The sequence below is a fragment of the Actinoplanes aureus genome (assembly GCF_015704865.1).
GTDB classification, from domain to species: domain Bacteria; phylum Actinomycetota; class Actinomycetes; order Mycobacteriales; family Micromonosporaceae; genus Actinoplanes; species Actinoplanes aureus.
Genome location: NZ_JADQTO010000060.1, coordinates 1 through 15,787 on the forward strand (window position 1 = coordinate 1; position 15,787 = coordinate 15,787).

Here is a 15,787-nt window from a genome sequence, read left to right on the forward strand (position 1 = left end):
CTCCACCGGAGGATGCCGGTCCGGTGGTGCCGTGGGTGGTGTCGGCGGCGTCCGAGCAGGCCCTGCGGGAGCAGGTCGCCGAGCTGCAGGAAGTCGCGGATCTGCGGCCGGTGGATGTGGCGTTCACCCTGGCGGTCGGGCGGGCGGCGTTGCCGTGGCGGTGGGTGGCTGGTGAGGACTTGCCGGTGCGCGCTGGTGATGGCCGGGTGGTGTTCGTGTTCCCGGGTCAGGGTTCGCAGTGGACCGGCATGGGTCTGGAGTTGTGGGACAGCTCGCCGGTGTTCGCCGCGTCGATGCAGGCGTGTGAGGAGGCGTTGAAGCCGCACACCGGCTGGTCGCTGCGCGAGCAACTCGCCGGCCCTCTCGACCAGGTGGATGTGGTGCAGCCCGCCCTGTTCGCGGTGATGGTGTCCCTCGCCGCGTTGTGGCGGTCCTACGGGGTCGAACCAGCGGCGGTGGTGGGTCATTCGCAGGGCGAGATCGCCGCCGCGTATGTGGCCGGGGCGCTGTCGCTGGAGGACGCCGCGCGGGTGGTGGCGTTGCGCAGTCGGGCGTTGCGGGCGATCGCGGGTCGGGGCGGGATGGTGTCGGTGCCGTTCGCCGACGTCGACCCCGGCGAACTCTCCGTGGCGGCGGTCAACGGCCCCGATTCGGTGATCCTGTCCGGTGACAAAGACGCGGTGGACCGGTTCCTCGCTGGAGAACCGCGAGCCCGGCGGATCGCGGTGGACTACGCCTCGCATTCCCCGCATGTGGAGGCGGTTCGCGAGGAGATCCTGGTCGCGCTGGACGGGATCGTGCCTTTGGTGCCGCTGGTGCCGTTCCACTCCACGGTCGCCCCGGGCGAGGACGTGGTCCTGGACGCCGCCTACTGGTACCGCAATCTGCGGCAGACCGTGCGGTTCGCCGACGCGATCACCGGGCTGGGCACGCTGGTAGAGGTCAGCCCGCATCCGGTGCTGGCCCATGAACTCGGTTCGCTGCGCCGCGACGAGGGTGGCCTGGACCGGTTTTTCGCGTCGCTGGCGCGGGTGTGGGCTCGTGGTGCGGCGGTGGATTGGGCGGCGGTGTTCGCCGGCCGTGACCCGCGCCGGGTAGTCCTGCCGACCTACCGTTTCCAGCGCCGCCGGTACTGGCTGGACGGTGCGTCGCCGGGCTGGCTGGGTGAGCCGGTCCAGTGGGCGCAAGGCTTGTTGTTCGACGGGCAGATCGATGCGCCGTGGCTGGCTGACCACGCCGTTGACGGGACGGCGTTGGTGCCGGGCACCGGCCTGCTCGAACTCGCGTTGCGGGCCGGCGGGACGGTCGAGGAGCTGACCCTGCACGCTCCGTTGCATCCGCCGGCGCAGGTGCAGGTGGCGGTTGGTCTGCCCGACGACACCGGACGCCGCATCGTGTCCATCCACTCCCGCACCGGCGACGAATGGACCACCCACGCCACCGGCACCCTGCTACCCGACACCGGATCCGAGCCGGACCACGACGACAGCCTCTGGCCACCCACCGGCGCTGAGCGGGTGGATCCGCGTTCCGTGCTCGACCGGCTGGCCGGCACCGGGCTGACCTACGGTCCGGCGTTCCAGGGGCTGCGCCGGGTATGGCGGCACGGCGACGAGATCCTCGCCGAGGTGGTCCTGCCGGAGGAACTGATCCCCGAAGCCCACCACTTCGGACTGCACCCCGCACTGCTGGACGCCGCCACCCACGCCGCGGCCCTGACCCGGGTCGAGCCGGGCGACCGGGCACGGGTCCCGTTCTCCTGGAGTGGTGTGCGGCTGCACGCCACCGGTGCCACCGCCGTCCGGGTGCGGCTGCGCGACACCGCGGACGGCGCCCTGGAACTCACCCTGCACGATTTCACCGGCGCGCCCGTGGCGACCGTGGAATCGCTGGTCAGCCGGCCACTGACCGCGCTGCCCAGCAACTTCCTGTTCCGTGTCTCCTGGTCCGCACCCACCGGCTCGGCGGGGGACCTCGGCGACCGTACGGTCATCGGCCCTGACCCGCTCGGACTGGCCGCCGGCGCTCCGGTCCACGCCGACCTCTCCGCCCTGCGCCGTGCGGTCGCACACGGCGCACCCATGCCCGGGCACGTGCTGGCGACGTGCCTGTCCGATGGCCCCGACCTGGCGGTGTCCGCGCGGTCGGCGGCCCACCGGGTCCTCGACCTGGTCCAGGAATGGCTGGCCGAACCCGCGCTGGCCGGATCCCGTCTGGTGATCGTCACCCGGGGCGCGGTGGCGACCACACCGGACGAGGACGTGACCGACCTCGCCCATGCCGCGACCTGGGGCCTGGTGCGCTCGGCACAGTCGGAGCACCCGGACCGCATCCACCTGGTCGACGTGGACGATCTGCCGGCCTCGCACGACGCGCTCCGCTCGCTGCTCACCCGGTCGGAGCCGCAGCTGGCCGTACGCTCGGGCGCCCCACGGGTGCCCCGCCTGGTCCGGACCGCGGCACGCCAGGACTCCTGGAACGCCCTGGACCGCAACGGGACGGTGTTGCTCACCGGCGGCACCGGCACCCTCGGATCGCTGGTAGCCCGGCATCTAATCACCGTGCACGGGGTCCGGCATCTGCTGCTGGCGAGCCGCCGTGGCGGCGGCGAGGATCTGGTCACCGAGCTGACCTCCCTCGGTGCGACCGTGACCGTCGAAGCCTGCGATGTCGCGGACCGGGAAGCCACCGCGCGGCTGCTCGGCCGGGTGCCCGCCGAGCACCCGCTCACCGCGGTCGTCCATCTGGCCGGTGTGCTCGACGACGGCCTGGTCGAGACGATGAGCCCGGCCCAGCTCGACCGGGTCACCCGCCCCAAGATCGACGGGGCGGTGCACCTGCACGAACTGACCCGCCAGGAGAAGCTCACCGCCTTCGTGCTCTTCTCCGCGGCGGCCGGCGTGTTCGGCCGCCAGGGCCAGGGCAACTACGCGGCGGCGAACGCCTTCCTGGACGGCCTCGCCCAGCATCGCCGCGCGAACGGGCTGCCCGCGGTCGCCGTCGCCTGGGGGCTCTGGGACGGCGGCGGCGGGATGACCGGGCACCTCACGGACACCGACATCGCCCGGATGCGCCGCTCCGGCATGCTGGCTCTCGCGCCCGCCGAAGGCCTGGCCCTACTCGACGCGGCGCTGGTGGCCGCGGAGCCGGCCATCGTCGCCGCGCACCTCGATCCGGCGGCACTGCGGGACACCGCGGTGCCCGCCCTGCTGCGCGGTCTGGTCTCCCTCCCCGCCCGCGCAGCACCCCGGGCCGCCGCACCTTCCCCCCACCCCGCGGCGGCCCGGGGCACCTCCGTTCTTCCCACGACACCGGCCGGCCTGCTGGGCCTGGTTCGTGACCACGCCGCGACGGTGCTGGGCCACGGGTCCGCCGCGGCCGTCCCGGAGACGCACGGCTTCCTCGAGATCGGCTTCGACTCGCTGACCGCGGTCGAGCTGCGCAACCGCCTCGCCACGGTGACCGGCCTGCGCCTGCCGGCCACGCTGATCTTCGACCATCCCACCCCGGATCGGCTGGCCGAGCACCTCGCGGCGGCCCTCAACCCGGTGCCGGAGCAGGTCACGGCGGTGCCGCCACCGCGTCCTGCGGTGCTCGACGGCGCCTCGGCCGACGAGGTGTTCGCCTTCATCGACAAGCAACTCGGCCGGGCGAACGGCAACGGGAGTGATTCACGATGAGTGACGAGGAGAAGCTGCTCGACTATCTCAAGTGGGTCACCGCGGACCTCTCCGCGGCCCGGGAACGCATCCACGAACTGGAGGCCCGGGACCGGGAACCCATCGCCGTCGTGGCGCTGGCCTGCCGCTATCCGGGCAGCGTACGGTCGCCGGAAGACCTGTGGTCGCTGCTCGCCGCGGGTGGTGACGCGATCTCCGGTTTCCCCGCCGACCGTGGCTGGGACCTCGACGCCCTCTACGATCCCGACCCGGACCGGCCCGGCACCTGCTACGTGCGCGAGGGCGGCTTCCTGCACGACGCCGCGGACTTCGACCCGGCGTTCTTCCGGATCAGCCCGCGCGAGGCCGTCGCCATGGATCCCCAGCAGCGCCTGTTGCTCGAGATCTCCTGGGAGGCGTTCGAGCGGGCCGGCATCGATCCGCACGCGGTCCGGGGCAGCCGCACCGGCGTGTTCGCCGGCGTCATGTCGCACGACTACGCCGCGCGGCTGCCCCGCGCGCCGGAGGGCAGCGAGGGGTACTTCGCCAACGGCAGTGCCGGCAGCATCGCCTCGGGTCGCGTCGCGTACACGCTCGGGCTGGAAGGGCCGGCCGTCACCGTCGACACAGCCTGCTCGTCCTCGCTGGTCTGCCTGCACTTGGCGGTGCGGGCACTGCGCAACGGTGACTGTGACCTGGCGCTCGCCGGCGGGGTCACGGTGATGGCCACCCCGAACATGCTGATCGAGGCGGCCCGCCAGCGCGGTCTGGCCCGCGACGGGCGGTGCAAGGCCTTCTCGGAGGCGGCGGACGGCGCCGGGTTCGCCGAGGGCGCCGGAATCCTGCTGCTGGAGCGGCTCTCCGACGCGCGGCGCGGGGGCCATCCGGTGCTCGCCGTGGTTCGCGGCACCGCTATCAATCAGGACGGCGCCAGCAGCGGGCTGACCGCGCCCAACGGTCCCGCCCAGCAGCGGGTGATCCGGGCCGCGCTCGCCGACGCCGGGCTGGCCGCCTCGGACGTGGACGTGGTGGAGGCGCACGGCACCGGCACCCCGCTCGGCGATCCGATCGAGGCGCAGGCGCTGCTCGCCACGTACGGGCAGGACCGGGAGCGGCCGCTGTGGCTCGGCTCGCTCAAGTCGAACATCGGCCACACCCAGGCTGCCGCCGGGGTCGGTGGTGTCATCAAGACCGTTCTCGCACTGCGCGAGGGCGTGCTGCCGCGCACCCTGCACGCCGGCGAACCGTCCAGCCACGTGGACTGGACCGCTGGTGCGGTGTCGCTGCTGGCCGAGCGGACTCCGTGGCCGGCCGCGCCCGGGCGGGTGCGCCGCGCCGGTGTGTCGTCGTTCGGGGCGAGCGGTACGAACGCCCACGCGATCATCGAGGAGGCGCCGGAGGATCCCGTGCCGGCGCCGGTGGACGGGCTGCTGGCGTACCCCATCTCCGCGCGGGATGACGTTGCCCTGCGGGAGCAGGCGGCCCGGCTCGCCGAGTGCGTCACCGCCGCGTCTCGGCTGGTCGATGTGGCACACACCCTCGCCACCGGACGGGCCCGTTTCGCCGAGCGGGCGGTGGTGCTGGCCACCGACACGGAGACCCTCGCCGGCGAGCTGCGGGCGCTCGCGGCCGGCACGCCGGGGCCGCATACCGTACGCGGAACGGCACCCGACGGAACCCGCCGCATCGTGTTCGTGTTTCCGGGTCAGGGTTCGCAGTGGACCGGTATGGGTCTGGAGTTGTGGGACAGCTCGCCGGTGTTCGCGGCGTCGATGCAGGCGTGTGAGGAGGCGCTGAAGCCGCACACCGGCTGGTCGTTGCGGGAGCAGTTGGCGGGTCCGCTGGATCAGGTGGATGTGGTGCAGCCGGCGTTGTTCGCGGTGATGGTGTCCCTGGCCGCGTTGTGGCGGTCCTACGGGGTCGAGCCGTCGGCGGTGGTGGGTCATTCGCAGGGGGAGATCGCCGCCGCGTATGTGGCTGGCGCCTTGTCGCTGGAGGACGCCGCGCGGGTGGTGGCGTTGCGGAGTCGGGCGTTGCGGGCGATCGCGGGTCGGGGCGGGATGGTGTCGGTGCCGTTCGCCGACGTCGATGCGGGCGAGCTGTCGATTGCGGCGGTCAACGGCCCGGAGTCGGTGGTGCTGTCCGGTGATGCCGAGGCGGTCGAGCGGTTCCTCGCCGCCGAACCGCGAGCGCGGCGGATCGCGGTGGACTACGCCTCGCATTCGCCGCACGTGGAGGCGGTCCGCGAGGAGATCCTGGCCGCGCTGGACGGCATCGTGCCTCTGGTGCCGCAGGTGCCGTTCCACTCCACGGTCACGCCGGGCGAGGACGTGGTCCCGGACGCCGACTACTGGTACCGCAATTTGCGGCAGACGGTCCGCTTCGGCGACGTCGTGGAGCAGCTCTCGAACGACCTGTTCATCGAGGTCAGCCCGCACCCGGTGCTGCTCGCCGCGCTGCCTGCCGAGGCGATCGGCACACTGCGGCGCGACGAGGACGGCACCGGCCGCCTCCTGCACACCCTGGCCGAGGCGTACGTCCGCGGCGCCGCGGTCAGCGACCTGGTGCCGGCCGGGCGGCCGGCCATCCTGCCCACCTACCCGTTCCAGCGGCGGCGGTACTGGCTCGACGCGCCGCCTTACGCCGATGCGGCCACCGGCCTCGGGCTCGGCCCGACCGGACATCCGCTGCTGGGCGCGGCGGCGACCCTGGCCGGCACCGCCGGCGACCTGCTGCTCACCGGGCGGATCTCCCGGCTCACCCACCCCTGGCTCGCCGACCACGCGGTCCGGGGCACCGTGCTGCTACCCGCAACGGCGCTGCTCGAACTGGTGCTGCGCGCGGGTGAGCAGGTGGACTGCCGCCGGGTCGACGAGCTGGTGATGCCGGTACCGCTGGTGCTACCGGCTCGCGGTGGCGTGCAACTGCAGGTCACGGTCGGCGCCGACGACGGGAGCGGGCGCCGGGCCGTGACCGTGTGGGCTCGCCCCGACGACGGCGACGAGCCGTGGACCACGCACGCCAGCGGCGTCCTGACGGCTGCCGGACCGGCCCCGGAAACACCACCTGTTCAGTGGCCGCCCGCCGGTGCCGAACCGGTCGACGTGGCGGCGCTGCGCGACCGCCTGGCCGAAGCCGGATTCCGGTACGGGCCGGCGTTCCACGGCCTGCGGGAACTCTGGCGGCACGGCGACGACCTGTACGCCGACGTGCGCCTGGCCGCCGAGCAGGAGGCGGACGCCGTACGTTTCGGGGTGCACCCGGCCCTGCTCGACGCCGCGCTGCAGGCGATGGCCGCCGCCCTGCCCGGCGATGAGCCCGGCCGCCTGCCGTTCTCCTTCACCGGCGTCTCGCTGTACGCGACCGGCGCCGCCGCGCTCCGGGTCCGCCTCAGCTCCGCCGCCGACGGCGTGTCCCTGGACGTCACCGACTCCACCGGCCGCCCGGTGGCCACCGCCGACGCCCTGACCAGCCGGCCACTGCCCGGCTCGCTCACCCCGCTGCGCCGTCTCGCCTGGGAACCACTGCCCGAAGCCGCACCCGTCGCACCCGGCGAGTGGACGCTGCTCGACCCGGCCGGGACGCTGCCCGAGGTGGTGCCGGCGACCGTACTGCTGCCGGTCGTGGCCGAGGAGCCGCACGCCGCCGTGCATGCCGCACTCGCCGCGTGCCAGGCGTGGCTCGCCGACGACCGCTACGCCGCCTCCCGCCTCGTCTTCGTCACCCGCGGCGCGGTGTCGGCCGGCGAAGTCGCAGCGATCGCGGTGCCGGCCGGCGACGTGTCGGCGGCCGCGGTATCGGCCGGCGGCGTCGCGGCGGCCGCGGTGTGGGGCCTCATCCGCTCAGCGCGGGAAGAGCACCCGGACCGGTTCGCGCTCGCCGACACCGACTCCGACGGTGACGCGACGGTGGCGGTGGCGGTGCCGGCGATCGCGGCCGGCGCCACCGAAGTCACGGTCCGCAACGGACGGGTGTACGGCCCCCGCCTGGTGCCCGTGCCCGCAGCCACGGCCACCCCCACACCCGGCGACGGCACAGCGGTGATCACCGGTGCCAGCGGAATGCTCGGCGGGCTCGTCGCCCGGCACCTGGTGACCCGGCACGGCGTACGCCGGCTGTTGTTGCTCAGCCGCACCCCCGCCACCGCCCTCGCCGACGAGCTGACCGCGCTCGGCGCGGAGGCCATCGTGCACGCGCTGGACGTCGCGGACCGGGACGCGCTGCGGGCCGTGCTCGCCGAGCAGCCGATCCGGATCGTGGTGCACGCGGCCGGCGTCCTCGACGACGGTGTGCTCACCTCGCTGACCCCGGAGCGGGTCGACGCGGTCCTCCGCCCCAAGATCGACGCGGCGCGGCACCTGGACGAGCTGACCGCCGGCGCCGACCTCACGGCGTTCGTGCTGTTCTCCTCACTCGCCGGCACCCGGGGCACCCCGGGTCAGGGCGGGTACGCCGCCGCCAACGCCGCCCTCGACGCGCTCGCCGTGCACCGCCGCGCCCAAGGCCGTCCCGCCGTGTCGATCGCCTGGGGCATGTGGGCCCGGCGCAGCGGCCTGACCGGCCGGTTGAGCGACGCTGACCTGGCCCGGATGACCGCCTCCGGGGTGGCGCCCCTGGACGACGCGGAGGGCCTGGCACTGTTCGACGCCGCGCTGGCCGGCGACGAACCCGTGGTGGTCGCCGCCCGCCTCGAGCACGTACGCTCCGGCCCGGCCCGGCCGGTGCGGGCGCTGCCGGCGGCGGACGCCGCCGCCGATCCCCTCGACCTTGTCCGGCAGCACGTCGCGGCCGTGCTGCGGCACGCCACGGCCGACGCGATCGACCCCGGCGTCGCCTTCCGCGAGCTCGGCTTCGACTCGCTGACCGCGGTCGAGCTGCGTAACCGCCTTGCCGGTGCGACCGGCCTGCGGCTGCCGGCGACGTTGATCTTCGACCACCCGACGGCGAACGCGCTCGCCGACCACCTGGCGACCCGGCTGGCCGGGAAGGCCGGCCCGGTGCGGGACGCGCCCCGGGCCGCTGTGGCCGACGGTGAGCCGATCGCCATCGTGGCGATGGGATGCCGCTACCCCGGCGGGGTGACCACGCCCGACGAGCTGTGGCGGCTGCTGGCCGAGGGCGTCGACGCCACCGGCGAGTTCCCCGCGGACCGTGGCTGGGACGTGGCGTCGCTCTACCACCCCGATCCCGATCACCCGGGTACGACGTACACGCGCCGGGGTGGCTTCCTCGACGACGTGGGCCGCTTCGACGCCGGGTTCTTCGGCATCAGCCCGCGCGAGGCGCTCGCCATGGACCCGCAGCAGCGGATCCTGCTGGAGCTGAGCTGGGAGGTCTTCGAACGGGCCGGCCTCGACCCGACCGCGGTACGCGGCAGTCGTACCGGGGTCTTCGCGGGCGTGATGTACCACGACTACGCGAGCCGGCTGCAGCACGTGTCCCGGGAGGTCGAAGGCTTCCTCGGCACCGGCGGCTCGAGCAGCGTGGTGTCCGGGCGGGTGGCGTACACCTTCGGTCTGGAGGGACCGGCCGTCACGATCGACACCGCCTGCTCGTCGTCGCTGGTGGCGACGCATCTCGCCGCACAGGCGCTTCGGCAGGGCGAATGCGACATGGCCCTGGCCGGCGGCGTCACGGTGATGGCCACGCCACGGCTGTTCACCGAATTCAGCCGCCAGCGCGGCCTGTCACCGGACGGCCGCTGCCGGTCCTTCGCCGCGGACGCCGACGGCGCCGGTTTCGCCGAGGGCGCCGGGTGGCTGCTGCTGGCGCGGCTCTCCGACGCCCGCCGGCTGGGACATCCGATCGTGGCCGTGCTGCGCGGCAGCGCGGTCAACCAGGACGGAGCGTCGAACGGGCTGAGCGCACCCAGCGGACCCGCCCAGGAACGGGTGATCCGGGCGGCTCTCGCCAGCGCCCGGCTCAACCCCGGCGACATCGACGCCGTCGAGGCGCACGGCACCGGCACCACGCTCGGCGACCCGATCGAGGCGCAGGCGCTGCTGGCCACGTACGGCGAAGGCCGGGACCGGCCGCTGTGGCTGGGCTCGCTGAAGTCGAACGTCGGCCACACCCAGGCCGCCGCCGGGGTCGGCGGCATCATCAAGATGGCCCTCGCTCTTCGGCACGGAGTGCTGCCGCGCACCCTGCACGCCGACGAGCCGTCCAGTCACGTGGATTGGTCGGCCGGTCCGGTCCGGCTGCTGACCGAGCCGGTGGGCTGGCAATCCGGTGGCGCGGTGCGGCGGGCGGGCGTCTCGTCGTTCGGGGTCAGCGGCACGAACGCGCACGTGATCCTGGAGCAGGCTCCGGCGGGCGCGGCCGAACCGGGCGACGGCGGTGATCCGGTGCTGCCGTTTGTCCTCTCCGCCCGCAGCGAGGCTGCCCTGCAAGCGCAGGCGGGGCGGCTCGCCACGGTGGTCGGTGACGAGAACATTCGGCTGCTTGATGTGGCGCACACTCTGGCCACCGGGCGGGCGGCGCTGCCGTACCGGGCGGTGGCCGTCGCTGCCGACCGGGGCGTCCTCGTCGACCGGCTCCGTGAGCTGAGCTCGGCCCCGGCCGTTCCGGTCACCACGCGCCGCGCCGTCTTCGTGTTCCCGGGTCAGGGTTCGCAGTGGACCGGGATGGGTTTGGCGTTGTGGGACAGCTCGCCGGTGTTCGCGGCGTCGATGCAGGCGTGTGAGGAGGCGTTGAAGCCGCACACCGGCTGGTCGCTGCGCGAAGTCTTGGCCGGCCCCCTCGACCAGGTCGATGTGGTGCAGCCGGCCCTGTTCGCGGTGATGGTGTCCCTGGCCGCGTTGTGGCGGTCTTACGGGGTCGAACCGGCCGGGGTGGTCGGTCATTCGCAGGGGGAGATCGCTGCTGCTTATGTGGCCGGGGCGCTGTCGCTGGAGGACGCCGCGCGGGTGGTGGCGTTGCGCAGTCGGGCGTTGCGGGCGATCGCGGGTCGGGGCGGGATGGTGTCGGTGCCGTTCGCTGACGTCGATCCGGGCGGGCTGTCGATGGGGGCGGTCAACGGCCCGGAGTCGGTGATCCTGTCCGGTGACACAGAGGCGGTGGACCGGTTCCTCATTGAAGAGCCGAGGGCGCGGCGGATCGCGGTGGACTACGCGTCGCATTCCCCGCATGTGGAGGCGGTCCGCGAGGAGATCCTGACTGCCCTGGACGGGATCGTGCCCTTGGCGCCGCAGGTGCCGTTCCACTCCACGGTCACCCCGGGCGAGGACGTGGTGCTGGACGCCGCCTACTGGTACCGGAATCTGCGGCAGACCGTGCGGTTCGCCGACGCGATCACCGGACTGGGCACGCTGGTCGAGGTCAGCCCCCATCCCGTGCTGGCCCACGAACTCGGCTCGCTGCGCCGCGACGACGGTGGCCTGGAGCGGTTCTACGCGTCGCTGGCCCAGGTGTGGGCTAGCGGTGTGGCGGTGGACTGGCCGGCCGCGTACGCCGGGCGCGATGCCCGCCTGGCCGACCTGCCCACCTATCCGTTCCAGGGCGAACGGTACTGGCTGACCGGCTCGCCGGCGGCCGGCGACGCCGAGCATCCGCTGCTGGAGACCAGCACGCCGCTGGCCGGCACGACCGGGCACCTGTTCACCGGCCGGCTGTCCCGGCAGGACCATCCGTGGCTGGCCGACCACGCCGTCGGCGGCACCGTGCTGCTGCCCGGCACGGCCCTGCTGGAGCTGGCCCTGACGGCCGCCGAACGGGCGGGCTGCTCCCGCGTCGAGGAGTTGACCCTGGAGGCGCCGCTGATCCTGCCGGCGTCGGGTGCGGTGCCGGTGCAGGTCCGGGTCGGCGAGGCCGGCGAGGACGGGCGGCTGCCGGTCACCGTGCACTCGGCGGCGGGGCCGGACGGGCCGTGGCGCAGGCACGCCACCGGTGTGCTGTCGGACGGCGAGGCGGCGGGACCGGACGGGCCGTGGCGCAGGCACGCCACCGGTGTGCTGTCGGACGGCGAGGTGGCCGGGACGGCACTCACCGCATGGCCGCCGGCGGACGCCGTCGCCGTGCCGCTCACGGACTTCTACGCGAACGCGGCGGCGGACGGCTTCGCGTACGGGCCGGCGTTCCAGGGCCTGCGGGCCGCCTGGCGGCTCGGCGACGAGGTGTACGCCGAGGTGGCCCTGCCCGAACCGGAGCGCGCCGCCGCCGGCCGGTTCCTGCTGCATCCCGCCCTGCTCGACGCGGGCGTGCAGGCCGTACGCGCCGGGTCGGTGGTGGACGCGGCCGGTGGTGACCGCCTGCCGTTCGCCTTCAGCGACGTCACCCTGCACGCCACCGGCGCCACCGACCTGCGGGTACGGATCCACCCCGCCGGCACCGACCGGATCGGAATCGACGTCGCCGACCGGACCGGCGCCCCGGTCGCCACGGTCGGCGCACTGGCGCTGCGGCCGTTCACCGCCGTCCGTCCCGGGCTCGACGCGATGCACCGGGTGGAGTGGACACCGGTCCCGGCCGAGATGTCCGCCGAGTTCGTCCTGGCCGGCGACCTGGCCGCGGTTCCCGATCCGGTGCCGCCGGTGCTGGTCGTCCCGCCGCCGACGGAGAGCGCGGCCCGTGACGTACTGGTCCACGCTCTTGACCTGGTCCAGGAGTGGCTCGCCGGCGAGCGCTTCGCCGGGTCCCGGCTGGTTTTCACGACTCGCGGCGCCGTCGCGACCGGTCCCTGCGAGCGGCCTGACCCGGCCGTAACGCCGCTCTGGGGACTGATCAAGTCGGCCGCCGCGGAGCATCCGGGACGGTTCGGCCTCGTCGACCTGGACGGCGACCCGGTGCTGCCCCGGTTCACCGACGCCGCCGAAGCCTTCGCGGTCCGAGCCGGCGAGGTTCTCGTGCCCAGCCTAGTGCCCGCCGCGCCGGAACCGCCGCTGCCGGCGTCCTGGCAGCTCGAACTCTCGGAGACGGGCAGCCTCGACAACCTGCGGCTGGTCGAGCGCCCGGCCGCCCCGGCACCGCTGGAGCCCGGACAGGTACGGGTGGGCGTACGCGCCGCCGGCCTCAACTTCCGCGACGTCATGGTGGCCTTGGGCGCCGTGCCCGGGGAGGCCGGCCTCGGTGGCGAGGGCGCCGGCGTCGTCCTGGAGACCGGGCCGGACGTCACCGATCTGCGGCCCGGCGACCGGGTGTTCGGCGTGCTGCCCGGCTCGTTCGGCGCGGAGTCGGTCGCCGACCGGCGGCTGCTCACGGGTGTCCCGGAGGGCTGGTCGTTCGCCGAGGCCGCCACCGTGCCGATCGCGTTCCTCACCGCGTACTACGCGCTGGTTGACCTGGCCCGGCTGCGGCCCGGCGAGACGGTCCTGGTGCATGCCGCCGCGGGCGGGGTCGGGATGGCCGCGGTCCAGCTGGCCCGGCACCTCGGCGCCGAGGTCTACGCCACCGCGAGTCCCGCCAAATGGGCCGCGGTCCAGGCGCTCGGCGTGCCCGAGGACCACCTCGCGTCCTCCCGGGACCTGGACTTCGAGGAGTGGATCCGGTCCGCGACCGGTGGGCGCGGCGTCGACGTGGTCCTGAACAGCCTGGCGCACGAGTTCACCGACGCCTCGCTGCGCCTGGTCCGCGACGGTGGCCGGTTCATCGAGATGGGCAAGACCGACATCCGCGATCCCGCCGATCACCCCCGGCTGCGGTACCGCGCCTTCGACCTCAAGGAGGCCGGCGCCGACCGTACGCGCGAGATGCTCGACCTGCTGCTGCCGCTGCTGGCCGGCGGCCAGCTGCGGCCGCTGCCGTGCACCGCGGTCGACGTGCGCCGGGCCCGGGACGCGTTCCGGCACCTGAGCCGGGGGCGCAATGTCGGCAAGGTGGTGCTGACCGTACCGATGCCGGTCCACGCCGGCGGCACCGCGCTGATCACCGGTGCGCGCGGCACGCTCGGCGGTGTCGTCGCACGGCACCTGGTGACCTCGTGGGGCGTCCGGCACCTGTTGTTGCTCAGCCGGGAGCCGGCCACCGCGCTCGCCGACGAACTGACCGGGCTGGGCGCGGAGGCCACCGTCGTGGCGTGCGACGCGGCCGACCGGGAGGCGCTCGCCGCCGCGCTCGCCGCGATCCCCGCCGAGCACCCGTTGCGGATGGTCGTGCACGCGGCCGGTGTCCTCGACGACGGACTCGTCACCGACCTCACGGCCGACCGGCTGGACCGGGTGCTGCGTCCCAAGATCGACGCGGCGCGGCACCTGGACGAGCTGACCCGCGACGCGGACTTGTCGGCGTTCGTGCTGTTCTCCTCGGCGGCCGGGGTGCTCGGCGGCGGCGGCCAGGCCGGTTATGCGGCGGCGAACACCTTCCTCGACGCCCTGGCCCAGCATCGCCGCGGTGCCGGCCGGCCGGCGGTCTCGCTCGCCTGGGGACTGTGGGAACCGCCCAGCGCGATGACCGGTCACCTCGATCGGGCCCAGCGGCGGCGCGCCGACGTGAGGCCGCTGAGCGTGCCTGAGGGGCTGGAGCTGTTCGACGCCGGTGTGGTCGCGGCGGACGCGCTGCTCGTACCGGCCCGCCTGGCGGCGCGCCGCCGGCAACTGCCCCGCGCGGCGGCGTCCGCCCGGGCGGACGCCGGTGACCTCGCCGCGCGGCTCGGCCCGCTCACCGACGCCGAACGCCGCCGGATCCTCGCCGATCTGGTACGCGCACAGGCTGCGGCCGTCCTCGGCCACCCCACCCCGGACGGGCTCGGTGACCGGGCGTTCAAGGAACTCGGCTTCGACTCGCTGACCGCCCTGGAACTGCGTAACCGGGTCAGTGCCGCCACCGGGCTGCGGCTGCCCGCCACCGTCGTCTTCGACCAGCCGAGCCCGGACCGGCTGGCCGATCACCTCGCCGGACTGCTGGGCGGATCCGCGACCGGATCGGCTGCCCCGGCCCCGTCCCGGGCGGCGGACGGCGGCGACATCGCGATCGTCGCCATGGCCTGCCGCTATCCGGGCGGCGTGGACAGTCCCGAGGCGCTGTGGCGTCTGGTGGCCGACGGCTGCGACGCCATCACCGCATTCCCCACCGACCGCGGCTGGGATCTCGACGCGCTGTCGACACACACCCGCCAGGGCGGTTTCCTGCACGACGCGGCCCTGTTCGACGCCGGTTTCTTCGGCATCAGCCCGCGCGAGGCGCTCGCCATGGACCCGCAGCAGCGGCTCCTGCTGGAGATCGCATGGGAGGTCTTCGAACGGGCCGGCATCGATCCCGGCTCGGTACGCGGAACCAGCACCGGCGTCTTCGCCGGGCTGCTCCACGGCGGCTACGCCTCACTGGCCGGCCCGGTTCCCGAGGAGGTCGAGGGCTACCTCGGCCAGGGCAGCGCCGGCAGCGTCGCCTCCGGACGGGTCGCCTACACACTCGGCCTGGAGGGCCCGGCGGTCACCGTCGACACCGCCTGCTCGTCGTCGCTGGTCGCCATCCACCTGGCCATGCAGTCCCTGCGGCAGGGCGAGTGCGACGCGGCTCTCGCCGGCGGGGTCACCGTGATGGCCACCCCGGGCGCGTTCGTCGAGTTCAGCCGGCAGGGCGGGCTGGCACCGGACGGGCGGTGCAAGGCATTCGGCGCGGGTGCCGACGGTACGGCCTGGGCCGAGGGAGCCGGTGTCCTGCTGCTTCGCCGTTTTGCCGACGCCCGCCGCGACGGGCAACCGGTGCTCGCCGTCCTGCGCGGCAGCGCGGTCAACCAGGACGGCGCCAGCAACGGGCTGACCGCGCCGAACGGGCTGGCCCAGCAGCGGGTGATCCGCCAGGCCCTGGCGAGCGCCGCGCTGACCGCCGACGAGGTGGACGCGGTGGAGGCGCACGGCACCGGGACCACGCTGGGCGACCCGATCGAGGCCGACGCGATCCTGGCCACCTACGGCGCCGGCCGTGCCGAGCCGCTCTGGCTCGGCTCACTGAAGTCGAACATCGGGCACTCCCAGGCCGCTGCCGGGGTGGCCGGGGTGATGAAGATGGTGCTCGCGATGCGGCACAGTACGCTGCCGCGCACGTTGCACGCCGAGGAGCCGTCGCCGCATGTGGACTGGTCGGCGGGTGCGGTGCGGTTGTTGACCGAGCCGGTGCCGTGGGAGCGGGGGGAGCGGCCTCGGCGGGCGGGGGTGTCGTCGTTCGGGGTGAGCGGGACCAACGCGCATGTGGTG

At 74.4% G+C, this 15,787-nt stretch carries 2 protein-coding genes; both read left to right on the forward strand.

Going from position 1 to position 15,787, the window contains the following annotated elements:
• On the forward strand, window positions 1–3,680 hold a 3,680-nt coding region (locus tag I4J89_RS48320), incomplete at its 5' end, for a type I polyketide synthase (RefSeq protein WP_196420979.1).
• Window positions 3,677–15,787: type I polyketide synthase (locus I4J89_RS50695; RefSeq protein WP_230860833.1), on the forward strand; the 12,111-nt coding region annotated here is incomplete at its 3' end. The genes I4J89_RS48320 and I4J89_RS50695, both read left to right, overlap by 4 nt.